This is a genomic window from Bradyrhizobium lablabi (assembly GCF_018131005.1).
Lineage (GTDB): Bacteria > Pseudomonadota > Alphaproteobacteria > Rhizobiales > Xanthobacteraceae > Bradyrhizobium > Bradyrhizobium lablabi_D.
On record NZ_JAFCJK010000008.1, the window covers coordinates 292,337 to 318,548 of the forward strand.

The 26,212-nt window shown below is 62.0% G+C and carries 19 protein-coding genes and 1 tRNA gene; 16 read left to right on the plus strand and 4 right to left on the minus strand.

What is annotated here, in order from left to right; genetic code table 11:
- Positions 1 to 163 precede the first annotated feature (163 nt).
- The 3 genes from JQ553_RS24985 to JQ553_RS24995 all read left to right on the plus strand — a co-directional run bounded on the left by JQ553_RS24985 (position 164) and on the right by JQ553_RS24995 (position 4,615).
- Positions 164 to 2,233, plus strand: coding sequence for a phospholipase C (locus JQ553_RS24985; protein WP_249144552.1), 2,070 nt, complete (start codon positions 164 to 166; stop codon positions 2,231 to 2,233).
- Between the two features lie 109 nt (positions 2,234 to 2,342).
- Positions 2,343 to 3,023 carry a hypothetical protein gene (locus tag JQ553_RS24990; protein ID WP_249144553.1) on the plus strand — a complete coding sequence of 227 codons (681 nt, stop codon included), beginning with the start codon at positions 2,343 to 2,345 and terminating at the stop codon, positions 3,021 to 3,023.
- 146 nt (positions 3,024 to 3,169) lie between these two features.
- Entirely contained in the window at positions 3,170 to 4,615 is a 1,446-nt protein-coding gene (locus JQ553_RS24995; protein ID WP_249144554.1) for an alkaline phosphatase family protein, read from the plus strand.
- Positions 4,616 to 4,977: 362 nt separating this feature from the next.
- Here the strand turns inward: JQ553_RS24995 and JQ553_RS25000 are convergent, their stop codons facing one another.
- A complete protein-coding gene (locus JQ553_RS25000) occupies positions 4,978 to 7,983 on the minus strand; it encodes an amino acid adenylation domain-containing protein (RefSeq protein WP_212502677.1) in 3,006 nt (1,001 codons plus the stop codon).
- Positions 7,984 to 8,799: 816 nt separating this feature from the next.
- Between JQ553_RS25000 and JQ553_RS25005 the strand changes: the two genes are divergently transcribed.
- Positions 8,800 to 8,873: transfer RNA gene (locus JQ553_RS25005), tRNA-Gln, on the plus strand.
- Between the two features lie 84 nt (positions 8,874 to 8,957).
- Here the strand turns inward: JQ553_RS25005 and JQ553_RS25010 are convergent.
- The gene (locus JQ553_RS25010) at positions 8,958 to 9,446 is read right to left on the minus strand and encodes a hypothetical protein (protein WP_212502678.1); all 489 of its coding nucleotides are present in this window, start codon (positions 9,444 to 9,446) and stop codon (positions 8,958 to 8,960) included.
- A 636-nt stretch (positions 9,447 to 10,082) separates the two neighbouring features.
- On the opposite strand from JQ553_RS25010, the gene JQ553_RS25015 reads away from it, so the two are divergent.
- From JQ553_RS25015 to JQ553_RS25035, 5 genes are all read left to right on the plus strand, one after another.
- Positions 10,083 to 11,336: an ABC transporter substrate-binding protein gene (locus JQ553_RS25015; RefSeq protein ID WP_212502679.1), complete on the plus strand. Its 1,254-nt coding sequence runs from the start codon at positions 10,083 to 10,085 to the stop codon at positions 11,334 to 11,336.
- An 82-nt stretch (positions 11,337 to 11,418) separates the two neighbouring features.
- Positions 11,419 to 12,282: a branched-chain amino acid ABC transporter permease gene (locus JQ553_RS25020; protein ID WP_212502680.1), complete on the plus strand. Its 864-nt coding sequence runs from the start codon at positions 11,419 to 11,421 to the stop codon at positions 12,280 to 12,282.
- Entirely contained in the window at positions 12,282 to 13,259 is a 978-nt protein-coding gene (locus JQ553_RS25025) for a branched-chain amino acid ABC transporter permease (protein ID WP_212502681.1), read from the plus strand. The genes JQ553_RS25020 and JQ553_RS25025 overlap by 1 nt, the downstream gene beginning before the upstream one ends.
- A complete protein-coding gene (locus tag JQ553_RS25030) occupies positions 13,249 to 14,019 on the plus strand; it encodes an ABC transporter ATP-binding protein (RefSeq protein ID WP_212502682.1) in 771 nt (256 codons plus the stop codon). The genes JQ553_RS25025 and JQ553_RS25030 overlap by 11 nt, the downstream gene beginning before the upstream one ends.
- On the plus strand, positions 14,016 to 14,732 hold the full coding sequence (locus tag JQ553_RS25035; protein ID WP_212502683.1) for an ABC transporter ATP-binding protein: 717 nt from the start codon (positions 14,016 to 14,018) through the stop codon (positions 14,730 to 14,732). Before JQ553_RS25030 ends, JQ553_RS25035 begins: the two co-directional genes overlap by 4 nt.
- 469 nt (positions 14,733 to 15,201) lie before the next feature.
- On the opposite strand, the gene JQ553_RS25040 is transcribed toward JQ553_RS25035, so the two are convergent.
- Together JQ553_RS25040 and JQ553_RS25045 are read right to left on the minus strand one after the other, a co-directional pair.
- A complete protein-coding gene (locus tag JQ553_RS25040) occupies positions 15,202 to 18,348 on the minus strand; it encodes a multidrug efflux RND transporter permease subunit (RefSeq protein ID WP_212502684.1) in 3,147 nt (1,048 codons plus the stop codon).
- Positions 18,345 to 19,514 carry an efflux RND transporter periplasmic adaptor subunit gene (locus JQ553_RS25045; protein ID WP_212502685.1) on the minus strand — a complete coding sequence of 390 codons (1,170 nt, stop codon included), beginning with the start codon at positions 19,512 to 19,514 and terminating at the stop codon, positions 18,345 to 18,347. Before JQ553_RS25045 ends, JQ553_RS25040 begins: the two co-directional genes overlap by 4 nt.
- A 170-nt stretch (positions 19,515 to 19,684) precedes the next feature.
- On the opposite strand from JQ553_RS25045, the gene JQ553_RS25050 reads away from it, so the two are divergent.
- The 7 genes from JQ553_RS25050 to JQ553_RS25080 form a co-directional block, all read left to right on the plus strand.
- Entirely contained in the window at positions 19,685 to 20,146 is a 462-nt protein-coding gene (locus JQ553_RS25050) for a MarR family winged helix-turn-helix transcriptional regulator (protein WP_212502686.1), read from the plus strand.
- Between the two features lie 115 nt (positions 20,147 to 20,261).
- A complete protein-coding gene (locus JQ553_RS25055) occupies positions 20,262 to 20,501 on the plus strand; it encodes a hypothetical protein (protein ID WP_212502687.1) in 240 nt (79 codons plus the stop codon).
- 274 nt (positions 20,502 to 20,775) lie between these two features.
- Positions 20,776 to 23,364, plus strand: coding sequence for a TonB-dependent siderophore receptor (locus JQ553_RS25060; protein ID WP_212502688.1), 2,589 nt, complete (start codon positions 20,776 to 20,778; stop codon positions 23,362 to 23,364).
- A gap of 22 nt (positions 23,365 to 23,386) precedes the next feature.
- Complete coding sequence (locus JQ553_RS25065; RefSeq protein ID WP_212502689.1) at positions 23,387 to 24,076, plus strand: Fe2+-dependent dioxygenase; 690 nt, start codon at positions 23,387 to 23,389, stop codon at positions 24,074 to 24,076.
- Positions 24,073 to 25,047, plus strand: coding sequence for a tonB-system energizer ExbB (gene exbB / locus JQ553_RS25070; protein ID WP_212502690.1), 975 nt, complete (start codon positions 24,073 to 24,075; stop codon positions 25,045 to 25,047). Before JQ553_RS25065 ends, exbB begins: the two co-directional genes overlap by 4 nt.
- 3 nt (positions 25,048 to 25,050) lie before the next feature.
- A complete protein-coding gene (gene exbD, locus JQ553_RS25075; RefSeq protein ID WP_212502691.1) occupies positions 25,051 to 25,518 on the plus strand; it encodes a TonB system transport protein ExbD in 468 nt (155 codons plus the stop codon).
- A gap of 16 nt (positions 25,519 to 25,534) precedes the next feature.
- Positions 25,535 to 26,212, plus strand: a 678-nt coding sequence (locus JQ553_RS25080) for a TonB C-terminal domain-containing protein (protein WP_212502692.1), incomplete at its 3' end; no start/stop codon positions are given.

The following is a 26,212-nucleotide window of genomic DNA, read 5'->3' on the forward strand; positions in this document are numbered from 1 at the left end:
GCGCGCGACCCGCTGTGCATCATCGCGAGTGAGCGTTGCGATGTCCTCGCCGCGAATTTGAATCGTTCGAAGTTTCTTGCGCGCTTTCACGCCAACGATAAGCGCGCGTCATGTTGTCGCATTAGGCAATGTGTCGCTAAGTGCAACCACCACGAGGTCGAAAATGACTTTCAAGTACAAGATGAGTTGGCGAACCAGCACGGCGATCTGCGCCGTGTCCACTATGCTCGTCGCAACGGCGGCATACGCCGCTCAATACTCGGCCGGCCGAAGTGATTGGGACAAGCGTCCTCATCACAATCACCATGAGGGACAGAACAACGACCCAGGCAAGAACGGGGGCAACAACGATCACGGCGACCAGGGGAAGGATCCCTCCGACCAGGCGAAGACCGCTTCGCCGATCAAGCATGTCATTATCCTGATTGGCGAAAACCGTGGCCTCGACCACACGTTCGGCATCTACAAGCCAAAGGGCAAGAAGCAGACGATCTCCAACCTGCTGTCGAAGGGAATCGTCAACGAAGACGGAACGCCGGGACCGAACTTCTCTCAGGCTCAGCAGTTTTCGGTTGCCGGCCAGCCTTCATTCTATATCGGCGCGCCGACGATCGCAAAGTCGCCCTATAACGCGACCAACACGATGCCGCAGCCAAACACCGCCGGCACGCCGAGCGCGCAGAGCGACACGTCGGCTCCGTTCAAGACCATCGCGGAAGCCGGTGTCGAGAAGGACATGGATCCCAGCGATCTCGACATCCTCACGACCGGTTTCAGCAATTTGTCGAAGAACGTTCTTGATACTCGCGTTCCCGGCGCCGGCAGTCTGAGCGGACCATTCCCGCTGCAGGGACAGCAGATCAGCGACGACGACTACACCGGCGACACCAGTCATCGCTTCTATCAGGACGTCCAGCAGGAGGACTGCAGCGCCGCCAATGCGACCAAGAGCAACAACTCGGGGTGCTTGAACGATTTGTTCCCGTTCGTGATGGCGACTTATTCGAGCAGCAACAAGAGCATGGGCAACTCGATGGGCTTCTACAATGCTCAGCAGGGTCAGGCTCCTGTGCTGAAGATGCTCGCGGACCGTTTCACCCTCGGTGATAACTTCCACCAGTCGTTCCACGGCGGTACTGGCGCCAACCACTTCATGCTGGGCACCGGCGATGCGGCCTTCTGGAGCGACGGCAAGGGCAATCCGACGGTGCCGCCGGCAAACTTGATCGCCAACCCAAATCCGGTGACAGGTACGGTCAATCGCTACACGGTTGACGGCAGTTTCAGCGATTGCTCGGACGTGTTCCAGCCCGGCGTCAAGCCGATCGTCACCTATCTCAGCAACTTGCCGTATGCGGCTGAGCCGAACTGCAAGCCCAACCACTACTACATGCTCAACAACACCGACCCGGGATATCTGCCGAACGGGGCGCTGGCGGGCGGCAACAGCCTTCCGCCATCGTCGGTTCGGACCATCGGCGATGCGCTGATGGAGAAAAATATCTCCTGGGCGTTCTATGGTGGCGCGTATAACGACGCCGTGGTGCTGTCCAACGCCGCGGTTGCCGCCAACCCATCGAAGCCCGATCTCAACGCCGCCGCGCTCGCCGATCCGGCGCACGCGCTCGGAGTCGACAATTGCCAGATCTGCAATCCGTTCCAGTATGCGACCTCGATCATGGCCAATCCGGCTGTGCGCCAGGCCCATATGAAGGACACCGCGGATCTGATCACGGCGATCGAGAAAGGCAAGCTGCCGTCAGTGTCGTTCGGCAAGCCGGACACCCTGCTTGATGGCCATCCGGAGAGCTCGAAGGTGGATCTGTTCGAGGCCTATGTCCTGAACGTGCTCAATGCGCTGGACAATAACCCCGAACTCAAGGCCGAGACCGCTGTGTTCGTCACATGGGACGAGGCCGGCGGCTACTGGGACTCCGGCTATACCCAGTCGATCGACTTCTTCGGCGACGGACCGCGTTTGCCGATCCTGATCCTCTCGCCCTATTCGACGGGCGGCAAGATCTACCACAACTACGGCGACCACGTTTCGTTGCTGAAGTTCATCGAACGCAACTGGAATCTCCAGCCGCTCACGAACCGCAGCCGCGACAACCTGCCGAACCCGACGTACTCGAAGAACAATGAGTATGTGCCGACCAACAGTCCGGCGCTCGCCGATCTCTTCGATGCGTTCGACTTCAGCAAGCCGGTGACCTTGTCCTACACCGAGTGAGCGTAGCCTCGCCTAGAAGCAAGTCCTAAATCAGCGCCGGCCGAACCTATGGTTCGATCGGCGCTGCCATGTCTCCGCCTCCTCAAGAGTTGAAAGCCGAGTGCAAGCAATGAAGCGCAAGCAGACGATGCCGCCAGGAATGAACGTCACCGCACGCCTGCTTGCCGTTGTCGGCCTTGCGTTGACGACGATGCCGGCCGGCGCCCAGCAATTTTCGGCCGATCTCGTCGCCACGAAGGGGGAGAGCGCGACACGCATAGGCAAATTGCTTGTGTCGGAAGGCAAAGCGCGGATTGAGACGACGGCGCTTCCCGACGGCTTCCTGCTCGTCGATGCGGCGAGGGTTGCAGCCTATTTCGTCCGTCCGGCCGCCCGTGTTTTCATGGATGCAAAGCGATCGAGCGATCTTACGCAGATGTTCGTCCCGCTTGATCCCGAGGATCCTTGCCGGCAGTGGCGCGCGATGGCGGCATTGGCCGCGCCGGCGGCTCTGACCGTGTGGCGTTGCGAGCGCGCCGGCGAGGGAACAGTCGGCGGACGTACAATGTCCGCCTACAAGGTCGAAGGAGATGGCTTCAGCTTCGTCGGCTGGGTCGATCGCGATCGCAAATTTCCGCTGCAGGTCAGGACCGCCGATGGGACAACGATCGCCGTCGAGCGGGTCCGTGACGAGCCGCAGCCTGCGCAATCGTTTGAGATTCCGCCCGGCGCACGGAAATTTGACCCGCAAGCGCTGATCCGCCTTATGCAGCACAGCGACGCGTGGGTTGCCCCACCGGCTTCGGAATGATCCCGTCGCCCTTGTGTCCACGCTACAGCTACTATTGTCGTTGGCTCGTCGGCAGCAGGATGCGCCCGAGCGCGGCGTAGTGGGATCTCGTCGCCTATCTGACGGCCATAGGCGACGGCGAGCGCCCGCTCGAGAAGGACGGCGTCATGATCCGGATGAAGGAAGTGCGGAACGACGTCAACCTGACGTCGCCCTCGCCGCTGCAGACGAGCTGCACCGACAGCACCGGTTCGGTGGCGATCCTGAGCGCGTTCAAGAACCAGCCGTTCGAGATCAACGACTTCATTCCGACGTCGGCGACCACTTGTCCGAAGCCGGTCGGTGCCTTGGCAGCTCATGGCTTTGCCAACGGCACCGGCTTGCCCGGCGGCTGCACGGAGGACATCGTCCATCGCTTCTACAGCGAGCAGTATCAGATCAATGGCGGCCGGCAGAACCGCTATGTGACCGGCAGCGATGCTGCGGGTCTTGTCATGGGCTACTATGACACCAGGAAGCTGCCCATCTACCTCTATCTTCATGGCGGCGGCGCGCCGAATTACGTGATCGCCGACAGCTTCTACCAGTCCGCATTTGGTGGTTCGTTCCTCAATCACCAGTTCCTGGTCGCCGCCGCCGCGCCGCAATTCGTCGGCGCGCTGAACGACGGCAGCGCCAACGATCTGCACTCGATCGTTGACGCCAACGGCATGCCGACCAGCACGCCGCTCTACACGCCCACAGCGACTGTGCAGGACGCGCAATTGACCGCGAAATGCGGTCAGAGGGGCCTGCCTGCGGGGCTCGCCTGCGGCGACTACGCGGTCAACACCACGCAGCCGTTCTATCAGCCGTTTTTCCCCGGCACGGCAGACGCGAAACGTCTGCCGCCGCTGCATGCGCCCAACATCGGCGATCGGCTGTCGGCAAAGAAGGTCGACTGGGCCTGGTACGCGGGCGGCTGGTCAAATGCCAATGGTGACGTCGGTGGGTCCGGCTGGACCAATGGCAACGGAACGACCTGTACCGATCCGAACCATCTTCCCACGGCGGTGTTTCCGAACTGCCCGGACGTCGACTTTCAGTTCCACCACCAGGCGCTGAACTATTTCGCCAGCTATGCGCCGGGAACGACGGCCCGCAGGGACCACCTGAAGGACGAAGCGGAGTTCATTCAGGCGGCCAAAAACGGCACGCTGAAGGACGTGAGTTTCATCAAGCCGATTGGCGAGGAGACTGAGCATCCGGGCTATACCAGCGAAAGCGAAGGCAGCCAGCATCTGGTCGATCTGGTCAAGGCGATCGTCGAAGGACCTGATGGCAAGGACACGCTGATCATCATCACCTATGACGAGTTTGGCGGACAGTGGGATCACGTGCCGCCTCCGCCGTACAATCGTCAAGGTGCCGATGCCGAGGCCGCGGACAAGTGGGGACCGGGCACCCGTATTCCCACGCTGCTGATCTCCAAGCAGTTCGACAGGTCGGGTGTTGCGCATGAGGACTATGACACCACGTCGATCCTCAAGCTGCTGGAACAGCGCTTTGATCTCCAGCCGCTGGTGACGCGCCCTGTGCGTGATCTGGCGGTCGCGCTGAAGGCCGCGGACTAAGAGCGGCACGCGAGCAACCACGTTCGACCGCATCACGGAGCGGGACAGAATCGAAGTCGATCAGGCCTGCCGGATGATATCCGGCGGGCCTGAATTTTTGTCTGACGACAGCCTCGGCCGACGCGGGCGTGTGGGGCTCGCCGGCACCTCGAGACAGTTGGAAGTGCGTTCGCGAGGCGGCCGCTGTCCGGATTCGGCAAGCTCATGAAGCACGAATTGCGTGCCGCCTATTGGGAGACAAGCGCCGCAGCATCGGCATCGGGTGATTACGACAGGGTGCGGAACGCGTGCTTGGACGGAGCAGGGCACTCTCGATGAAAGAAGCGAGGCCTCCGGCGGCACGACACAGCGGCGCCGGAGGGCTAGGATGCCGTCGCCACGAAACCGATTGAATTCTCAAGATACCGAGTCAGTTCTTTGTCGTTGAATCTCGGTTCTTCAATTCCACTCCCCTTGAGAAAGCTCGTCACGTTCTTGCAGCCCCAGCGATAGGTGTCTTGGTACAGCTCCACCGTTGAGCGTCCGTCGTACATATTGTCCCTGAACAGGCTGAGCAACGGATAGAGTGGCGCCTCGCGGTTGTCCTTCCACTTGCCCAGCCACTCCGCGAACGGAATGACGTCGAACTTCACTCCGACGTGAGGCTCAAGCAACGAAAAGAACTGCTTCAACGTAAGATTGTTTTCGTCGGAGTGAATCAGGTTGAATTTTTTGGTAAGGGCCGCCGGATTCCTTGAAATATGGACAATGGCGCGCGTCATGTAGTCGATGGTCGTCAGACCTTCGCGCAGATCGCGTAGATCGGGTATGGCGCCGAATTTGATACACGTTTCGACTAGGCGCCCCCACCATTGATAGCTCGCACTCAGCCCTGTGCGGCTGTTAAACGTCGCATAGCCCAACCGGAATGTCATCAGCGGCAATCCGTGCGCGGCTGCAAGGTCGGCGATTTTCTCCATCACCCATTTGCTGCGCACATAGCCAATATCCGTCAGGACGGCGGGGAGGTTCTGGTCGATGTCGTCTTCTTCTGTCATGACCGTCTTGCCGGTGTGCAGATGCCCCCAACTGTAGACGGATATCGTTGACAGGAGGATCAGCGCCTTCAGCTTGTCGCTGGCAGCGAATGAAATGATCTGCTTAAGCCCGTCTACGTTGTCCTTCTTCATGTATGAATACGGTTGAATGAAGTTGACGGCGCTGGCCGAGTGATAAATCACATCGACGTCGCTGGACAGCTTCATGTAGTTGCCATGTGCCATGCCGAACTCGGCGAGCGAAAGATCGGCAGCGTACGCAATGACCCGGCTACGATCCTCGATCCCAATCCGGTAGGTCGCGAGCTTGTCGTCGATCCTCGACCTCGCTTCGGCATCGTTGGGCGCCCGCACCGGGCAATGGATGACAGCGTTGGTCGTCGCAAGCAGATCGGAGAGCAGATGGGCACCGACAAATCCGGTCGTGCCAGTCAGGAGAATATGGCGGGGCCGCTTCAACGCGTCGATATCAAACGGGCTGTTCAGCACAATTCCGGCCGGAAGCTCGATATCGTTGCGCAACTCGTGGATGGGCTCCGCGTCGATCTCGGGTAGTCGTTCGCTTTGCATCCGCGACCGGATATGTGCGGCAAGCGCGGTCACAGTCTGATACTGGTACACGTCGCGCATATAGGCTTTGCTGTTGAGCCGTTCCTCGAGCGTCAAAACCACTTCGGCAACTAGCAGGGAATGTCCGCCTACGTCGAAAAAGCTGTCTCGGCGGCCAAAGTCGCTGTGCTTCAGCACCGTACGGAACACATCGAAAACAAGCCGCTCCATGGAATTCGGGTCCGCACGGCTGTCGACTGACGCTGGAGATCCCGCAGCGAACTGCGCGCGCAATGCCGCTTTGTCGGTCTTGCCGTTCACGGTAAGCGGCATGTCGCGCAGTTCGATGTAGCGCCCCGGTCTCATGTAGTCAGGCAGATGTGTACGCACGTTCTCCCTGATCGATTCGACAATTTGTGCAAAGGGGGCGGTCGCCCCATTGGTCACGAGGAAAGCTACAACCTCTCTCGCGAGATCGGCGTCCCCGCCTGTCACGATAACGGCTACCTTTTTGATCCCTTGCTGAGTGGCGAGAAACGACTCAATCTCCCCGAGTTCGACGCGGTTTCCGCGAATCTTTACCTGCTCGTCGCCGCGGCCGAGGTATTGAACGGTTCCGTCGGGCAGCCACCGAGCCAGGTCGCCTGTGCGATACATACGCGCCCCGGATCGGGTGGGGTGCGGTACGAACCTGTCGCGTGTCAGCCCCTCGTTGTTAAGGTAGCCGCGTGCAAGACAAGAGCCGGCGATGAACAGTTCGCCGACTTCCCCTCGAGGCCGCTCCTTGAACTCCTCGTCAAGAATAAGGATCTCCGTATCGGTAACCGGGCGACCGATCGATTCCGGTTTTCCTGACGCAGAACCTGGTACGTAATGAACAGTGGCGAAGATCGTGGCCTCTGTTGGCCCGTAATAGTCGATTAGCGAATAAGAGACACCTTCAGTATCGACTGGCTTCAGCTTTTCGCCCGCCGTGAACAGGTACGTTAGCGAACTATCGCGATTGCGGGTGGCATTGACCACGTTTGGGACCATCACGGTCGGCACAAACGCATGCGTAATGTCGTTCCGGCGATAGAAATCCGTTAGCAGATCGACATCCAACCGCTTTTCATCGTCCAGAATATGCAACGTCGCTCCCGCGCAGAGTGGCGACCAGATCTCCCACTGGCAGACATCGAAACCCAGGCCGGCCATCAAGGTATGGCGGCTGGCTGATGTGACCTCGAATTTGTCGTTATGCCATTGAATCAGACTGGTCACCGCTTGGTGCTCGACGACGACACCTTTCGGTACACCGGTCGTGCCCGATGTGAAAATGACATAAATCGGATCTGCCGGGGACGGTCTTGCCGACAAGGAAATCCGGTTCGCGGCAGCCTTCGCGGACAACGACGCCACGCTCACGCGGGTCCACCTGTCCAAGGGTTCACTCTCGTAGCCGTCGCGCTCGCCGGCAGTGCTAAGCAGGATGGGCGATCCGATTTGCTCCAGAATGAGCTTTTTTCTCTCAATGGGGTGTTTGTGGTCAATGGGAGCGTATACCGCATTGGCCTTCAGAACGCCGATGATGGCCACAATATAGTCGATCGAGCGCGTCGCTTCGATGGGAACGAGCGCTCCGCCCTTGACTCCGTTTTCCAGCAGGAAGCGAGCGACCGCGTCGCTGCGCGCCGCTAGCTCGCCATAGGTCAGGGGCGCCTGTCCACTTACGAGAGCGATTCCATCTGGCGCCGAGCTAACCTGATTATCGAATAAGTCCAGGACGGTTCTGATGTTCATGTTTCAGTGCTCTCATCTGAGAAGCATGGATGTGACCACGAGAAGCGCAGAAATATTTGACGCGCTGCCGTTGCATATGAAGCGCCCGATGCGACGCCAGCATTACGAGACGGACGGAGTCCTATTACGGTTGCAATAAAGCAGCGACCTGATCGCTCGACATCGCGACAGCGATGCGTTCAAGAGAAACTCCGAAGGCACGAGGTCAAACTGCGAAGTGCACATGCGGCGCTGCGAGGACCGTGAGGGCTGGGAAATGCTCTGGGCGCGCGGGCTCGAGCCGATCGTCGTCCGAACCTTGCGCGACGCGATCAAAGAAAGGCTGGTGATGGCGAACCAGATGCCGTCCGTGGGCGGCACCATCCGGGATTGGGCCATCCCGCTCAGTCGTCAAAGCCAATCCGTTCGAGAAGAACAGAGACCTGGAAATCCCGGATCGCGGTCATGTGCCGTGGCCTGCGTGGGTTGTCGCAAGCGACGCCTGACTTGGTGCGGATGATGGTCAGGATGGGCCGGAGCACCGCGACGGCAAAAATGGCATCTGGTGCCAGCCAAAGAAGACCTGCGAGCGCCGCCGCGCGACCCTGATCCAGTTCACCACGGCTGACGTGCTCGAACTCGATCGCTGGGCCGAAACGCCGGTCAGATGAAGGCCGCTGCGGATGGTCGCAAGCGACTGCAGATCGCTGGCAAGGGGGACTAGACCATGAACCAACATGCAGCTATATCGCACTCTCCGAAGGCCGGGTTTTGCCAGAAAGCTAGCGAAACCCCGCTGGAATTTCGGGAGAAGTCGAATGAAATCATCGACTTCGATGGGGAATGGTGTAACGGTAGCACAACAGACTCTGACTCTGTTTGTCTTGGTTCGAATCCAGGTTCCCCAGCCAGATTCCCCGGAAACGCCAAACATGTGAAACCACTCAGTTTCTTCTGGCGGGGTGGCCGACGTACCCCAACGCCACTAGGGGTGGTCAAAAATGGGTTGCGCGACCAAGCCAATCGGCGGCCAGAGGGACGTTCTGGAACTGCTTCACAACTACGTTCTTGGCCAAAATCAACTGAATGCTTCCGATTGAAAGCCGCCCAAAAAACGAGTGTGACGGTATCGCCGCGACGCGCTTGAGGCCCAGGGCTTGCGCTCGGGGAAGCCATTCCTCGATGATCCATCGCTGATCTTCCGCGTGAACGATTGGCAATTCCCTATCATCGCCCAAGAGGCTTTGAGCTCCGGTCCCCTCCATCACCTGCAGAAGAGCCTCGTGAAGAAAGCGGAGCTGAGCGCTCGTTGCATATTTTCGCCAGACCACTTTGATGCACGAGAGATCTTCGTCGTGAGTGAAGGAACATACGGGGTTGTCGCTGGGGTTTTTGACTACCAGCGCCCCATCAAGTGATTCGCTTCGGACCGTTTCCGTAAGACTTGCGAGAGAGTCAGCGGTCATCCGCGCGTCCTCGATCAAATCGAATCTCCGAACCACGATAGCAGCTAGTTCCTGCGGAAGAACTTAGGAAATTGGGCGTAGTGCCGTCTCCCGCGCCATTCGGTGGACTTCTCGTGACTGTTTGAGATGCCGCGGCTCGTTGAAGCGTAGTTGCTCTTCGCCCTGCTGTGCATGGGGTAGGGCTCAGTGGCCGCCCGTGCGCCAAGGTTGCCGTCAGATTCCACGCTTACCATCACCGCTGGCTTGTTCGCGTCGATGCCATGAGCTCGAGCTGGCTGGCGGACGAGGCTTCGCTGCGGACCGTCGAGAATCCGGCGGGCGCGCGGTAGCAAGTTTGTCTGGATGCAATCTGCACCGGTGACCCCGGCACCTGCGGTCGGCGAGAGGGAGGCCAGCTCATTCGGCAAAACTGGTCGCTCCCGGCGCGCCTGCGGAAGCGCGGCACGCGGGAAGATCACTGCACTGCACATTCTCGTTGCAGCGACTTTAGTCGCAAGCCATCGGTCTCGGCAGCGCCTCAACTTGCCGGTTCCGGACGGCCATGCAATGCTGGCACACCAAGAAAAACAAAAGGGGGAAGGCGGCAGGCTTGGATCGCCGGACGTTTTTCCGCCCGATGAAAAATCGCCAGGTGGGATGTTCGGAGATGATCATATGAGATTTTCGAAATTTGTAGCGCTGCTGTCCGTGGCCGCGATCTCGGTGGGTCTGGCTTCAGGCGCGTTGGCGCAGCAGAAGACCGTCAAGATCGGCGCGGTGTTTCCGCTGACCGGCAATGCCGCGAGCGCCGGCGTGCACGCCAAATACGCGATTGAAGTCGCGCTCGACATTATCAACAACGCACATCCGGAGCTTGGCAATCTCCCGCTCGCCAAGAATGCCGGTCTTGCCGGCCTCGGCGGCGCCAAGGTCGAGGTCGTTTTTGCCGATAACCAGGGCAGCCCCGCGACCGGACAGAATCAGGCGCTGCGACTGATCACGGAAGAGAAGGTGGTGGCGCTCACCGGTGCCTATCAGTCCGGTATCACGCTGACTGCAAGTGCGATCTCCGAGAAATACGGTATTCCGTTCGTCAATGGCGAGTCCGTTGCGGCGAACCTCACCGAGCGCGGATTCAAATGGTTCTTCCGCACCACGCCGGTCGCGACCGACTTTGCCAAGGTCTATTACGACTTTCTCACCGACATGAAGGCGTCCGGCGCCAAGACCGACACTATCGCGCTGGTGCACGACACCACCGAATATGGCGCCTCCGTCGCCAATACCATCAGCACGATCTTCAAGGAGAAAGGGCTTTCGATCGCGCAGGACGTCGCCTACACGACCAACGCGACCGACGTGCAGAGCCAGGTGCTGCAGCTCAAGGACAAGAAGCCCGACGTCGTCATCATGATCTCCTATACGTCGGATGCGATCCTGTTCGCCAAGACGATGCAGGCGCTCGACTACAAGCCGCCGATGCTGCTCGCCGACGACGCCGGCTATTCCGATCCGTCGTTCCTCAAGGCGGTCGGCAAGATTTCGCAAGGCGCATTCAACCGCTCGTCCTGGAGCGTCGGCGCGCCGGGCTCGCCCACCGCGCTGATCGCCAAGATGTATAAGGAGAAGAGCGGCGACGAGATGGACGACACCGCCGCGCGACAGATGCAGGGCTTCTTCGTGCTGATCGATGCGATCGACCGTGCCGGCTCGACCGACCCCGCCAAGATCCAGGCCGCGCTGAAGGCGACCGATCTGAAGCCGGACCAGCTGATGATCGGCTTCAAGGGCGTCAAGTTCGACGACAAGGGCCAGAACATCCTGGCCTCGGGTCTGATCATCCAGTTGCAGGACGGCGAGAACTACGTCGCGGTTTTTCCGAAGGCGAATGCCGAGAAGCCGCCGGTCATGCCATACAAAGGCTGGTGACAGTGAGCCGAGGGCGGAGGCTCCAGCTTCCGCCCGTACTGCTGCCGTCAATGGCGACGGCATCATCTGATAGACGGCGGCGATGTCCATAGTCCTTGTCCAGGTGATCGTGGGGGGCCTCCTGCTCGGGGCCGTCTACGCGTTGTTCTCCTCCGGCCTGACGCTGGTGTGGGGGATGATGAACGTGGTCAATTTTGCCCACGGCGATTTCGTCATGCTCGGCATGTACGTCGCCTACGTGGTTTACACGTTGTTCGGTGGCGGCCCGCTGTTCGGCGCGCCGCTCGCAACGCTGCTGCTCGCCACGCTCGGGGTTATTGTCTATTTCGGCCTGATCCGCGACATCATGAAGGGGCCGATGCTGGCGCAGATCCTCGGCACCTTCGGGCTGGCGCTGCTCTTGCGCTACTCCGTATTCTGGTGGTTTGGCGCCAATTTCCTGTCGCTGCCGGAAAATCTTGTCGGCGGCACGTTCGATATCTTAGGCATCCGCATCCAGGCCTCGCGACTGCTTGCGGGCGTCGTCGCGCTGCTGGTGACGCTCGGCCTCCATCTCTTGCTGACACGCTCGACGCTCGGCTCGCGGATGCTCGCGGTCGCCGAGGATTCGACGGCCGCGCAATTGATGGGCATTCGCCCCGACAGCATGCAGGCGATCGCCTGGGCGATCGCCGCCGGCGCCACCGGACTTGCCGGTGCGCTGATCGCCACGTTCTTCTATGTCGTGCCCACTGTCGGCGAGACCCTCGGCATCGTCGCCTTCGTCACCGTGTCGCTCGGCGGTTTCGGCAGCGTGCCGGGCGCGCTGATCGCGGGACTCCTGATCGGCGTGATCGAGTCGCTGTCCGGATACCTGATCGGCGCGATCTACAAGGACATGGTGGTCTACGCGCTGTTTCTCGGCTTCCTCTGGTTCAGGCCGCAGGGTCTGATGGGCAAGACGTGATGCGCCGCTATCTCTGGCTCCTCATCGCGCTGGCAATCGTCATCGCTTACCCGTGGATTTTCTCCACTCCGTTCCAGCAGCGGCTCGGCGCGTTGGTCCTGCTTTATGCCATCGCGGCCTCGGCCTGGAACATCATCGGCGGCTATGCCGGCCAGGTCTCGGTCGGACATGTCGTGTTTTTCGGGTGTGGCGCTTATGCCGCGATGGGAGCGTATGCGCATTATGGCCTGTCGCCGCTGGTTGGAATACCGGTGGGTTTCGTCGCCAGCGTCGCGATATCAGCCGTGGTCGGTGTGCCAACGTTGCGGCTTTCCGGCCACTACTTCAGCATGGCGACGATCGCCGTCGCCGAGCTCGCGCGATTGATCGTGACCAACACCGAGTATCTGGGCGCTGCGGTGGGGCTGAGCGGCCCGACCGTGCCGCGCAACGTGTTCGATCTCTCCTTCATCTCGGCGCTGCCTTACTATTATCTCTTCCTTGCCGTCCTCGCGATCACGCTCCTGCTCACATGGTGGATGACCAACAACCGCATGGGCTTCTATCTGCGTGCGATCAAGGATTCCGAGCGCGCCGCGCGCTCGCTTGGCGCGCCGGCAAGCCGCACCAAGCTTTATGCCTATATGCTCAGTGCCGGCCTCACCAGCGTTGCCGGGGCGCTTTATGCGATGATGTTCGGCTTTGTCGATCCGGAATCCGGCCTCGGTATCCTGATCTCCGTGAAAATCCTTATCATGGCCGCGCTCGGCGGCGCGGGCCTGCTGTTAGGGCCGCTGGTCGGCGCGGCGATCCTGGTGCCGCTCGAGGAAATCTCCAACAGCCTGCTCGGCGGCAAGGGGGCCGGCCTGACCTTCGTCGTCTATGGCGCCATCATCGTGCTGATCGCGCGCTTCCAGCCCGGTGGGCTTCTGGCGCTGGCCAACCGGCTCTGGGCGCAACGCAAGGCGCGCGAGAAGGGAGCATCCCATGCTCCTTGAGGCGCGCGAGATCACAAAGGCGTTCGGCAGCTTCAAGGCGGTGAACGCCGCGAGCGTCACGCTGGCGCAAGGCGACATCCTCGGCCTGATCGGCCCGAACGGTGCCGGCAAGTCGACCTTCTTCAATTGCCTGACCGGCGATCTTGCCGCGACCTCGGGCAGGGTGTTCTTCGAAGGCCACGACATCACCAATCTGTCGCCGGAGGCGAGGGCGCGGCTCGGACTGGCGCGCACGTTCCAGGTGCCGCAGACCTTCGAGGGCATGACGGTACTCGAGAACGTGATGATCGGCGCCTTTCTGCGCACCTCGCATCGCGCCGAGGCCGAGGCGAAGGCCCGCGCGGTGCTGGCGCGCGTCGGCATGGAGCGGCTCGCGGCGGCGCCCGCACGCTCGCTCGGCACGCCCGGCCGCAAGCGGCTGGAGATCGCGCGCGCGCTCGCAACCGAGCCGAAGGTGCTGCTGCTCGACGAGGCGATGGCGGGGCTGACCCAACGCGAGGTTCAGCTTGCGATCGATCTCGTGCGCGACATCCATCGCTCGGGCGTCACGCTCGTGATCGTCGAACACATCATGGAAGTGATCATGTCGCTGGCGAGCCGCGTCATGGTTTTTCACCAGGGCAAGGAGATCGCGCGCGGCACGCCGCAGGAGGTGACGTCCAACCCCGCCGTGATCGCCGCCTATCTCGGCACCCGCGCCGCCGCCAAGGTTGCCGCCGGCCACACGCCGATCGAGTTGATGGGCGGGCCCCCGACATGACCGGCGCCTTGCTGAAGATCGAGCATCTCGAAGTACGCTACGGCGATTTGATCGGCGTATCCGACGTGTCGCTGGAAGTGCCTCTGGGCAGCGTGGTGGCACTGCTCGGCTCCAATGGCGGCGGCAAGACCACGACACTGAACGCGATCGCCGGCCTCATTCCGGTGCACTCCGGCTCGATCAGCTTTGCTGGTGAAGAGATCGCGGGCGAGAGCGCATTCGCGATCGTGCGCAGGGGACTGGCGCTGTCGCCGGAGGGCTGGCGGCTGTTCGTGCAGCAGACCGTCGAGAACAATCTGTTGCTCGGCGCGACGCCGCTGCGCGACAAGGCCCGCATCAGGGCGCTGCTCGAGCGCGTCTACGATATCTTCCCGCGATTGAAGGAGCGCCGCACCCAGCGCGCCGGCACCATGTCCGGGGGTGAAAGGCAAATGCTCGCGGTCGGCCGCGCGCTGATGTGCGATCCGAAGCTCCTGATGCTGGACGAGCCGTCGCTCGGGCTCGCGCCGGCGGTCGTCGAGTCCATGTACGAGACCTTTGGCCGTCTGCACCGCGAGGGCCTGACGATTTTGCTTGCCGAGCAATCGATCGAACTCGCGCTGGAGGTGTCCGACTTTGCCACCGTGCTGCAGGTTGGCAAAAGCGTGTTGTCGGGGACGGCCGCCGCGCTTGCCGAGGATCCGCAGGTGCAGAAAGCCTATCTCGGCGCGTAGAGCGTGATGAGATCAAGTCGAGTAGCAACCGCGAAGGAATTGCGCTCCCTCTCCCCGTACTTGCGGGGAGAGGGTTGGGGTGAGGGGCCGCCTCCGCGTAAACGGCGACAGAAGAATCCGCGGAAGGCTCCCCCTCACCCGGAACGCATCTTACGATGCGTTCCGACCTCTCCCCGCAGGCGGGGCGAGGTGCAAGGAGCCAGCAGCTGAACCGATTCACCTGACTTCATCCCACTCTAGATGGTGCCGAGTGCGAGCAGCTCGCGACAAAATTGCAAAACAATTTTGCGCGGAAGCGACGACTTGTCCGCCGAAGCCTCGGCGTAGGCGGAAGCAACCCATTGCGGCCGACGTTCGCGGGGCGCGATGGATTGCTTCGCTTGCGCCCGCAATGACGGGATACACCGACGCCTTACGCGATCTTCCGTACACCGTCGCGAAACACCGCCGCTGAGCCGACGGACTCAACTCATTCGGCGGCTTCCTTGACCGGGCGCTCTTCGCCTTCATGCGCGTCGTCGTCGGCGCGCGGCGACCGGCCCCAATTCGCGAATGCGTTGGAAAGGCGGTCGAGGTAGAGATAGACCACGGGCGTCGTGAACAGTGTCAGCGCCTGGCTGACGATCAGGCCGCCGACCATGGCGTAGCCGAGCGGCTGGCGGATCTCCGAACCGGTACCGGTGCCGAGCATCAGCGGCACGCCGCCGAGCAGGGCTGCCATCGTCGTCATCATGATCGGGCGGAAGCGCAGCAGCGCCGCCTGGCGGATCGCAGCTTCCGGCTCCAGGTGCTCGTCGCGTTCGGCCGCGATCGCGAAGTCGACCATCATGATGCCGTTCTTCTTCACGATGCCGATCAGGAGGATGATGCCGATCAGCGCGATCAGGCTGAAGTCGAAGCCGGCTGCCATCAGAATCGCAAGCGCGCCGACGCCGGCCGATGGCAACGTCGACAGGATCGTGATCGGGTGGATGTAGCTTTCGTAGAGGATGCCGAGGATCAAATACACCACCACGAGCGCCGCGAGGATCAGGAGCGGCACGGTGCCCAGCGACTGCTGGAATGCCTGCGCGGTGCCCTGGAAGCTCGAATTCAGCGTCGGGGGCGCGCCGAGCTCGACCATGGCCTTTTGGACGGCCTCCGTCGCCTGGCCGAGCGCAACGCCCTGGGCGAGGTTGAACGAGATGGTGATCGCCGGGAACTGGCCCTGGTGGCTGATCGAGAGCGGCCGCACCGGCACGCTGGTCCAGGTCGCGAATGTCGCGATCGGCACCTGTTCACCGGTCAGCGGCGACTTGATGTAGATTTTGTTCAGCGTGTCGATCGCGCCCTGCAACTCCGGCAGTACTTCGAGGATCACGTGATAGCTGTTGAGCTGGGTGAAGTATTGCGTCACCTGGCGCTGGCCGAACGCATCGTAGAGCGTGTCGTCGATCAGTTGCGGCTGGATGCCGTAGCGCGAGGCGGTATCGCGGTTGATCTTCAATTCGAGGGTCGTGCCGTTGGTCTGCTGGTCGGTCGCGACATCGCGTAGCTGCGGCAGCGTCTGCATCCTGGCGAGAATCTTCGGCGCCCATTCATTCAGCTCGGCAAGATTGGCGTCCTGCAGCGTGAATTCGAACTGGGTACGGGTCGGGCGGCCGCCGAGGCGGACGTCCTGCGCCGCCTGCATGTACAGGCGGGCACCCTCGACCTTCTCGAGCTTCGGCCGCAGCCGGGCGATGATCTGCTGCGCGCTCGCGTCGCGTTGGTCCCGCGGCTTCAGCGTGATGTACATGCTGCCGTTGTTGCCGGCGCGTCCGCTGCCGCCGATCGCCATCGCGACCGAGGCCACGGCGGGATCCTGCATCACGATCTGGCCGAGCGCCTCCTGCTTGCGCTTCATGTCGATGAAGGAGATGTCCTGATTGGCCTCCGCGGTCGCGGTGATCAAACCGACGTCCTGTTGCGGGAAAAAGCCCTTCGGAATGATCACGAACAGGTAGACCGAGAGAGCGAGCGTCGCGAAGAACACCATCAGCGTGGTGAACTTCCAGCGAAGGGCGAGGTCAAGGCCGCGCTGATAGGCGCGCAGCATCGCCTCGAAGCCGCGCTCGCTCAGCTGATAGAACCGGCCGTGTTTCTCCTCGCTGTGGGCGCGCAGGAAGCGCGACGCCATCATAGGGGTCAGCGTCAGCGAAACGACCATCGAGACGAAGATCGTCATCGCCAGCACGACCGCGAATTCGCGGAACAGGCGGCCGATAATGCCGCCCATCAAGAGCAGCGGGATCAGCACCGCGACCAGCGAAATCGAGATCGAGACGATGGTGAAGCCGATTTCACTGGAACCTCTGAACGCGGCCGCGAGCGGCCTTTCGCCGTCCTCGATGTAGCGGCTGATGTTCTCCAGCATCACGATCGCGTCGTCGACGACGAAACCGACTGCGATCGTCAGCGCCATCAGCGACAGATTGTCGAGCGTATAGCCGAACACCCACATCAGCGCGCAGGCGCCGAGCAGCGCCAGCGGCACCGTGACGGCGGGAATCACCGTCGCCCAGAAGCTGCGCAGGAAGATGAAGATCACCATCACGACCAGGCAAATGGTCAGGAGCAGGGTGAACTGAACGTCCTCGACCGCGGCGCGGATGGTGGTGGTGCGGTCAGAGATCACCTCGATCTTGATCGCCGGCGGGATCGCCGCGACGAGGCGCGGCAGCGTCGCCTTGATCTTGTCGACGGTTTCGATGACGTTGGCGCCCGGCTGCTTGAATACGACCAGGAACACGCCGCGCTTGCCGTTGGCCCAGGCCGCCTGCTTGGCATCCTCGGGGCCGGTCACGGCCTGGCCAATATCGCGGATTCTTAAGGGTCCACCGTTGCGATACGCGATGATGATGTCGTTCCAGGGATCGGCCTTGAGCAACTGATCGTTGGCGTAGATCGTGTAGGCGCGGGTATCGCCGTCGATATTGCCCTTCGGGCTGTCGACGGTCGCGATCGCGATCGCCGAACGCACGTCCTCCAGCGACAGGCCCTTGGCGACGAGCTTGCCCGGATCGATCTGGACGCGGACTGACGGCTTCTGTTGGCCGCCGATAATAACCTGGGCGACGCCCGAAATCTGGCTGATCTGCTGGGCGAGCTGCGCGTCCACGGAATCGCTGACGGTGGTCAGCGGCAGCGTGTCCGAGGTCGCAGACAGGAGCAGGATCGGCGAGTCCGCCGGGTTGACCTTGCGATAGGTCGGCGGCGAGGGAAGGTTCTTCGGCAACTGGCCGCTGGCGGCGTTGATGGCGGACTGCACGTCGTTGGCGGCGCCGTCGATGCTGCGGTTGAGATCGAACTGGATGGTGATCGACGACGTGCCGAGATAGCTCGTCGAGGTCATCTGCGCGATGCCGGGGATCTGGGCGAATTGTCGCTCCAGCGGTTGCGCCACCGAGGTCGCCATTGTCTCCGGGCTGCCGCCCGGCAACGACGCGGTGATCTGGATGGTGGGGAAGTCGACCTGCGGCAACGGCGCCACCGGGAGCAGCGGGTAGGCGACGAGGCCGACAAACAGAATGCCCGCCATCAGCAGCGAGGTGCCGATGGGATAGCGAATGAATGGTGCGGAAACTCCCTCGCTCATTCCTGGCTGACCTTCGACTGGGCCTGATCCGAACTCGCCACCGCCGTCGTCACCAGCGTGCCGGGCGAGACCTTGTACTGGCCTGAAACGATCACCTGCTGGCCCGGCGTCAGGCCCTCATCGATCACCGACTTGCCGTCGATCGACTGGCTCACCTTGATCTTGCGAAGCTCGGCCTTGTTATCCTGATTGACGGTAAAGGCGTAAAGGCCATTGGTGCCGTGCTGGACCGCGTCGTCGGGAACGACGGTCGCGTCCTTCAGCGTCCGGACCAAAAGCCGGGTCGAGACCGACTGACCGGGCCACAGCGCATGGTCCTTGTTGTCAAAAACCCCCTTCAGCCGAATAGTTCCACTCGTCGTGTCGACCTGATTGTTGATCAGCGCCAGCGTGCCGGTGGACAGCACCCGCTTGCCGTCGGTCGTGAGCGCAATGGTCTTGGGCGGCGCCACCGCCAGCGCCGCTTTGATGTCGGGCAACTGGTCCTCGGGCGCGGTGAAGATCACCGCGATCGGCTCGATCTGGGCGATCGAGACGATGCCGGTCTGGGTTGCGGCGTTGACGATGTTGCCGATATCGACCTGGCGCAGGCCGGCGACGCCAGAGATCGGGGCCTTGATGGTGGCGTAATCGAGCTGGGTCTGCGCGTTAAAGATCGCCGCGTCATCGGAAGTGATCTGGGCCGTCAATTGCGCGACGGTCGAGCGCTGGGTGTCGGTCTGCTGGCGCGTGGCGAATTCGCCGAGCCTCGTGTAGCGCTGCAGGTCGAGGTTGGCGTTGGCGAGATTGGCCTCGTCCTGGGCCTTCTTGGCCTTCGCCTGATCGAGCACGGCCTGGAACGGCCGCGGATCGATCTCGACCAGCGTGTCACCTTCCTTGACGAACTGGCCTTCCTGGAAGGCGATCTTGATGATCTGGCCGTCGACCCGTGTGCGCACCTGGACGGTGTTGAAGCCCTGCACGGTGCCGAGGCCGGTGAGGTAGACCGGGAAATCGGCCTTCTCGACCGGCGCGATCTTTACAGGGACCGGGGGCCGGGCGGCGGCGCGTTTCTCGGCGGCCTCGGCGGCCCGCTTGTTGCCCTCGTATTTCTGCCAGCCAAAGTAGCCCGCTGCGCCGATCGCAGCGATCAGCAAAACCCAACCGATGGTTCGTGACTTGGACATGCGGGCTCTTGGGTTGAACGAACAATAATGGGTGATCGAAACCGTTCCCAGACCTTGCGCATATAGTATGTGTGCACTTTATATGTAAACACACTAAGGCTTGAGAATCCTAAACATTTGGAAAGGTTTAGGGCCAGAAACAAACGGAAACGTCCCTGCCGGGAATCGCCATGTCGCTCGATTTGAGACGCCAGTTCATTGCCCAGCTCGTCGAAAGCTCTCGGCTGCTGCGCAACTACATCGACCACCGCGCCAAGGCGCGCGGCAGCACCCGCGCCCAATGGATCGTGCTGTTCCGTCTGCGCGAGCAGGAGGGGCTGTCGCAGGTCGATCTCGCCGACGTCCTCGAGCTGCAACCCATCTCGCTGGTGCGCTTGCTCGACCGCCTCGTCGAGCACGGCCTCGTGGAGCGGCGGCCCGATCCCAGGGATCGTCGCGCCAACCGCCTGTTCCTGACCAAGAGGGGGCGGCAGCTCGTCGATGACCTCGACGGTTTGCGCGACGCGATCGCTACCGATGTGCTGCGCGACGTGCCGACCGCGGAGGTCGAGAGTGGATTGGCGACGCTGCGCGAGGTCAAGGAGCGCATCAAGGCGCTCGGCGACGGAACGGAGCGCGTCGCAGCCAAGTAGCGCTCGTTGCGCGCTTCTCGTTCAAGCATTTTCGCCGCTCGATCGCTGCGTGGTTGAAACGCGGCGGGATGTCGTTCATATCGCGCGCCTGACTTGCGAGAGGAGGAGTGCTGCGATGGACGAATTGAACGGGCGCATGATGGCCTGCCAGATCATGATCACGGGACTGATTGCGCGCGTCGCCAGCGAGCAGCGCGATCCACTGCGTTTTCTCACGGATTTTCGCGATGAGATCAAAGCGGTGGTCAACGGCGTCAACATCGCAGGGATGGACAACACCGATCGGGTCAGGCAATTCGCGCAGAGTTCGGTCGACGAGCTGTTCTCGCTGATGAAGCCGCCCAGCACGGAGTAATGGCGCCGCCCCGTATCAACCGATGCATGCACGAAGCCTTATTTTACCGCATATTTCGCGACTCTTTAGAACGGTTATTAGAACGATTACAGAGTAAGTTTAGAACCGTTTCAGACTGCAGATTAGAATTGCTTTCAAACGGTCGGATTCGCGCGCGCTGTTGCAGCGAGCGCATTGACCGAAAATTCCACGACCGATAACCCCAGAAACATACAGACATTTGGTCGTGCGTCGAACTCACGCGCGATCTGCAAAAGATTTCCTGGGGCTAGTGATGAGCAATGTGAAGGCACCGAGGTCGCTGCGTTTCGATGCGGCCGTCGGATGTGGCGAAGACAGATCCGATAACTATTCCGGCACGAAGGTGTCCGCGGTCGCGAGCCTGATCGCGGTGGCGTCGTTCTCGGGCGCCGAAGCGCAGCAGCCCAACCTCCCGCCGGTGACGGTCGATGCCCCGGTCGCTCGCCCGCGTCCTGCTGCCGCCAAACCTTCGCCGGAGCAGGTTCGCGCCCGGACGGCATTGCGCCGTGCGGCCCGCCGTAACCAGCCGGCACAGGCGGCGCCGGTGCCGTTTCCCAATGCCAGCGGCCTGAACGCCGACCGCGATCCCTACGCAAATCCGCAAGCGCCCTACATGGCCACCCGGGTGCAGGCATCGGGCAAGTTTCCCGAGCCGCTCCTCAACACGCCGAAATCGGTCACGGTGCTCACAAAGGACGTGCTGGAGGACGAAAACGTCACCACCTTGAGACGGGCACTGCTCAATACCGCCGGCGTGACGCTCGGCACCGGAGAGGGCGGCAACGCCTTCGGCGACCGTTTCTTCATCCGAGGTTTCGACGCGCGCAATGACATCTTTCTCGACGGCATCCGCGACGCCGGCGTCAGCGTCCGCGAGAACTTCTTCACCGAACAGATCGAGATCTTCCGCGGACCGGGTTCATCGTTTGCCGGCCGCGGCGTCACCGGCGGCGCGATCAACATCGTGACGAAGCAGGCGACGACCGAAAAAAGCTTCTACAACATGGACACGACGTTCGGCACCGACCACACCAAGCGTGTGGTGCTCGACGTCAACCAGGTGATCAGCCCGACACTGGCAATCCGCGCCGGCGGCCTGTTCCAGGACGCTGGCGTCGCCGGCCGCGACTACATCAAGGACGACCGCGACGGTGGCTTCGTTGCGGTGAAGTGGACGCCGCTCGATACCGTGAAATTGTATGCCAACTACATCCACACCAATTTGCACGGCTTGCCCGATTTCGGCGTGCCGTACTTCCGGCCCGGTTCGCCGACTCCCGGAAACATCTACAGGACCACCGCAGGCGGTGCGTTCCCGGATTTCGGCGCCAGCCGCAACAATTTCTACGGATTCGTCAATCGCGACTATTACAGCACCAAGCAGGACATCGGAACGTTCGGTGGCGAGGTTGCGATCGCCCCGGATTTGACGTTGAGCAACAAGTCACGGGTTCAGCGCTCCGTCCAGGACTACATCGGGACGCTGCCTGAAAATCCGATCGTCACCAATCCGAACCCGGCGCTCTGGACGCTCAGCGCCAATCCGCAGAGCCGCTATCAGGTCACCGAGAACATCGCCAACCAGACCGAGGCGACCTGGAAAACCAATTTCGCGGGCTGGAAGAATACGCTGCTGGGAGGCGTTGAAATCTCGCGCGAGATATCCAGCATCGACAGGTATGCCGGCCTGAGCTCGGAAGCGCTGCCAGGCGGGTTCAGCGGCTCGGGCTCACTTGCCGGGGTGAACATATTCAACCCTCAGTTCACATTCCTCCCGTTCAATACGGCGACGTCGCTGACCGGCCTGCCAACCAAGATCGCCATCGATACCGCAAGCGGCTATCTGATCGATACCGCCAACTGGAACGACCTCATTATCGTGAACGGCGGCATTCGGTACGATGATTACAACATCAAGGTGAGCGGTTTTGGCACGCAGAACAACGTGCCGAACGTCTTCAATGCGCAGGAGCAGCAATACGGTCTGCCGAACTTCAATCTCGGCCTCACCTTGAAGCCGCTGCCGAACGGAAGCGTCTATGCCGCGTATGCGACCTCGTCGAACCCGGTCGGCGCCGAATTCGACGGCACCAGCGTGCAGTATGGCGGCCTGGCGCCGGTGCTGAATGGCAACCCGAACCAGATCTTCGGGCCGGAAAAGAACAAGGCGATCGAGGTCGGCACGAAATGGGAGTTGTTCGACAGGCGCCTGCTGGTGACCGCTGCGCTGTTCCAGACCGAGAAGGAGAATGCGCGCGAGTCGCAGAATGTGACTAGCCGCGCTGCTGCGGCTGCAATTCCGGGCTGCTCGTACAACCTGCCGGCCGGGTCGGGCAACGTCTCGTGTATCACCGCGGGCGCGGCCTATCGTATCCGCGGCATTGATCTCGGCGTCGGCGGCAAGATCACCGACAAATGGAGCGTTTTCGGCGGCCTCGTCCTGATGCAGTCGGAGGTGACGAAGTCGCTCATTCCATCACCGCAGCCGCTGCTCTACCCGACCAATGTTGGAAGACCGCTGGCAAACGTTGCGCACCAGTCGTTCAGCATGCTCACGAAGTATCAGCTCACCGATGTCTGGGAGATCGGTGGGCAGGCCGTGTACCGCTCGCAGATGTACGGCGGAACGTTCCTGGCCGCGAACCAGGGCACATCGATACCGGGCTACTGGCGCTTCGATGCATTCGCGGAGGCCAAGGTCGACAAGAACTGGACGGCTAAGCTGTTCGTGAACAACATCTTCAACGAGCTCTACTACGACGCTCTGTATCAGAGTGCGACCCCGTTCGTATTCGTGGCGCCGGGCCGCAGCGTGAGCATGGTTCTTTCGGCGCGATACTGATGGAGAGGGTCACACCGACGCGATGCTGATCTGTGTTCCGAATGTGCTGAGCAAACATGATGTGGCGGAGTTCCGCCGCATCATGGACGCGTCCGCGTGGGAGGACGGCCGTTCGACGGCAGGCGCAGCTTCCGCGCTGGTCAAGCGCAACGAGCAACTGCCGCCTGACAGCGAGGTCGCGCGCCAGCTCGGCAACCGCGTCCTGTCGGCGCTGTCGGCGAGCCCGCGCTTCGTCTCGGCGGCGATCCCGCTTAGAATCTTTCCACCTTTGTTCAACCGTTACGCCGCCAGCGACGGCCACCATTTCGGCCTGCATGTCGACAATGCGGTGCGGGGCGACAAGCTGACGGGACTGCGGATCCGCACCGACCTGTCGGTCACGCTGTTTTTATCCGAGCCGGACGAGTACGATGGCGGAGAGCTTGTCATCGAGGACCTCTACGGGTCCCACGAAATCAAGCTGGCGGCGGGAGATCTCGTACTTTATCCTGCGTCCAGTTTGCATCTGGTCACCCCGGTCACGAGAGGGACGCGGGTTGCTTCTTTTTTCTGGCTGCAGAGCATGATACGGGATGCACACGCCCGCAGCCTGATCTTCGATCTCGATACGGCGATACAGGCCCTGGTTGACCGGCTGGGGCGGGACGACCCTGAAACGGTCAAATTGACCGGCATCTATCACAACCTGATCCGCCACTGGGCTGAAGTATGAAGAGTGTAATATTTCGCGTTGCATCCGCCATGATCGTCCCGCTGGCGTTGCTGACGCTGGTTGCGTCGTCGTCGGCGCAACAAACGGCGCCTGCAGCCCAGTCGGCGCCGCAGGCCGTGCCAGCTCCAGCCGCCGTGCCGGCGCCCGCCGCCGTGCCGGCCCAGACACCGGCCGCGGCTACGCAACCGGCTGCGGTAACGCAATCCGCGGCCCCGCAGGCGGTCGCTGCGGCGGCCGATGGCGACAGCAGGCAGTTGAAGCCCGCGGCCAACACCGGCATGCGCGAGCTGTCGCCGTGGAACATGTTCTGGAATGCGGACATCATCGTCAAGGGCGTGATGATCGGTCTCGCCTTCGCCTCCCTGGTGACCTGGACCATCTTCATCGCCAAGATGGTCGAGCTCACCGTGGTTCAGCGCAAGCTGCGCGGTGCGCTCACCAAGATCCAGGACGCGCGCTCGCTTGCGGAGGCGCAAATGGCGCTCGGCGGCAGGGGCAGCGTGCTGTCGTCCTTCATCGCGGCCGCGATGCGAGAGGGCAGGCTGTCGGCAGGTATTTCCAGCGACAGCGGCATCAAGGAGCGCGCGGCGTCGAGCTTTGCGGAAATCGTGCGCGCCGAGGCGCGGCGCATCCGCCTTGGCATGGGTCTGCTCGCGACGATCGGGGCCACGTCACCCTTTGTCGGCCTGTTCGGCACCGTCTGGGGCATCATGAACAGTTTCATCGGCATTTCGAAGTCGCAGACCACGAACCTCGCAGTGGTCGCGCCCGGTATCGCCGAGGCGCTGCTCGCGACCGCGATCGGCCTCGTTGCCGCGATCCCCGCGGTGATCATCTACAACCATTTCTCGCGCGTCACGAAAGGTTATCTCGAGCTCGTCAGCCGCGCCTCGGGTGCCGCCGGGCGCCTGTTGTCGCGCGACCTTGATCGTATCCATGGCGGTTCGCATTCGCGCGCGGCGGCGGAGTAGGCGATGGCTGTCTCGATCGCCGACAACGAGGACGAAGACGATTTCGCTGAGGCGCATGAGATCAACGTCACGCCGTTCATCGACGTGATGCTGGTGCTGCTGATCATCTTCATGGTGGCCGCGCCGCTTTCCACCGTCGACCTTCCGATCGACCTGCCGACCTCGACGGCCACGCCGCAAAAGAAGCCCGACAAGCCGACCTATGTCAGCATCAAGCCGGATCTCGCGGTGGCGATCGGCGAGAACATGGTCAAGCGGGTCGATCTGGTGCGTTCGCTCGATGCCATGGCTGACATGAGCAAGGACAAATACCTTTTTCTGCGTGCGGACCGCGCGGTTCCTTATGGCGAGTTGATGGACGTGCTGGAAATCCTGCGCACGGGAGGTTATTCCAGGATCAAGTTGGTGGCGCTGGAAGGCGTTCCGGATGCGGCGGCGCAGCAAGAGGCGCCGCCGGCACCGAAGCCATGACGAGGGTCTGAAGCCGATGTCCGACCTCGAGCAGAAGCCGTCGCGGAAACTGTGGGTCATGGCCGCAGTGGCTGCGCTCACGCTCCACGTCGGCGGCGCCGCTCTCGCGATAACCAACCTGCAGGCCGACGAACCCGACGATGCGCTCGGCGCGTCGGCGATCGAGGTCGGCGTCGAACTCGCCGCCGTTCATCGCGAGGTGACCGACCTGCCGCCCGGTCCCGATACCGACGCCTCGGTGGCCTCGCCGCAGCTTGCCGAGCAGAAGGCCGAAGTGAAGGAGACTGATCTGCCAAAGGACACGCCGACCGAGACCGAAGAGGCCGATCGGGTGGTGACCGAGAACGACAACAAGAAACCGAAGGAAGAGGAGCAGAAGGTCGCGGCCGTCCAGACCTCTGCGTCGCAGGAGTCCGTCGCCGCCGAAGCGACCGCAACCCCAAGCTCCGAAGTAATCCCCGAGGGACCGAAATCGGTTGCTCCCGCGCTTGGCACCGGCGAAGCCGCGCGCCGCATTCGTGCGACCTGGCAGAAGGAGCTGATGGCGCATCTCGACAAGCATAAGCGCTATCCGATCAACCGCGCGCTCAAGACGGCGGAGATCTCCGTGCGCTTTACGCTCGACCGGCTCGGCCATGTGCTTGCGATGGCGATCGAGAAGGGATCGGGCGATGCAGCGTTCGACGAGGCCGCG

What these genes read in the sequence shown, in the direction of transcription:
- JQ553_RS24985 (WP_249144552.1), top strand. Translation starts at nt 164, where the DNA reads ATGACTTTCAAGTACAAGATGAGTTGGCGAACCAGCACGGCGATCTGC.
- JQ553_RS24990 (WP_249144553.1), top strand. Translation starts at nt 2,343, where the DNA reads ATGAAGCGCAAGCAGACGATGCCGCCAGGAATGAACGTCACCGCACGC.
- JQ553_RS24995 (WP_249144554.1), top strand. Translation starts at nt 3,170, where the DNA reads ATGATCCGGATGAAGGAAGTGCGGAACGACGTCAACCTGACGTCGCCC.
- JQ553_RS25000 (WP_212502677.1), bottom strand. Translation starts at nt 7,983, where the DNA reads ATGAACATCAGAACCGTCCTGGACTTATTCGATAATCAGGTTAGCTCG.
- JQ553_RS25015 (WP_212502679.1), top strand. Translation starts at nt 10,083, where the DNA reads ATGAGATTTTCGAAATTTGTAGCGCTGCTGTCCGTGGCCGCGATCTCG.
- JQ553_RS25020 (WP_212502680.1), top strand. Translation starts at nt 11,419, where the DNA reads ATGTCCATAGTCCTTGTCCAGGTGATCGTGGGGGGCCTCCTGCTCGGG.
- JQ553_RS25025 (WP_212502681.1), top strand. Translation starts at nt 12,282, where the DNA reads ATGCGCCGCTATCTCTGGCTCCTCATCGCGCTGGCAATCGTCATCGCT.
- JQ553_RS25030 (WP_212502682.1), top strand. Translation starts at nt 13,249, where the DNA reads ATGCTCCTTGAGGCGCGCGAGATCACAAAGGCGTTCGGCAGCTTCAAG.
- JQ553_RS25035 (WP_212502683.1), top strand. Translation starts at nt 14,016, where the DNA reads ATGACCGGCGCCTTGCTGAAGATCGAGCATCTCGAAGTACGCTACGGC.
- JQ553_RS25040 (WP_212502684.1), bottom strand. Translation starts at nt 18,348, where the DNA reads ATGAGCGAGGGAGTTTCCGCACCATTCATTCGCTATCCCATCGGCACC.
- JQ553_RS25045 (WP_212502685.1), bottom strand. Translation starts at nt 19,514, where the DNA reads ATGTCCAAGTCACGAACCATCGGTTGGGTTTTGCTGATCGCTGCGATC.
- JQ553_RS25050 (WP_212502686.1), top strand. Translation starts at nt 19,685, where the DNA reads ATGTCGCTCGATTTGAGACGCCAGTTCATTGCCCAGCTCGTCGAAAGC.
- JQ553_RS25055 (WP_212502687.1), top strand. Translation starts at nt 20,262, where the DNA reads ATGGACGAATTGAACGGGCGCATGATGGCCTGCCAGATCATGATCACG.
- JQ553_RS25060 (WP_212502688.1), top strand. Translation starts at nt 20,776, where the DNA reads ATGAGCAATGTGAAGGCACCGAGGTCGCTGCGTTTCGATGCGGCCGTC.
- JQ553_RS25065 (WP_212502689.1), top strand. Translation starts at nt 23,387, where the DNA reads ATGCTGATCTGTGTTCCGAATGTGCTGAGCAAACATGATGTGGCGGAG.
- exbB (WP_212502690.1), top strand. Translation starts at nt 24,073, where the DNA reads ATGAAGAGTGTAATATTTCGCGTTGCATCCGCCATGATCGTCCCGCTG.
- exbD (WP_212502691.1), top strand. Translation starts at nt 25,051, where the DNA reads ATGGCTGTCTCGATCGCCGACAACGAGGACGAAGACGATTTCGCTGAG.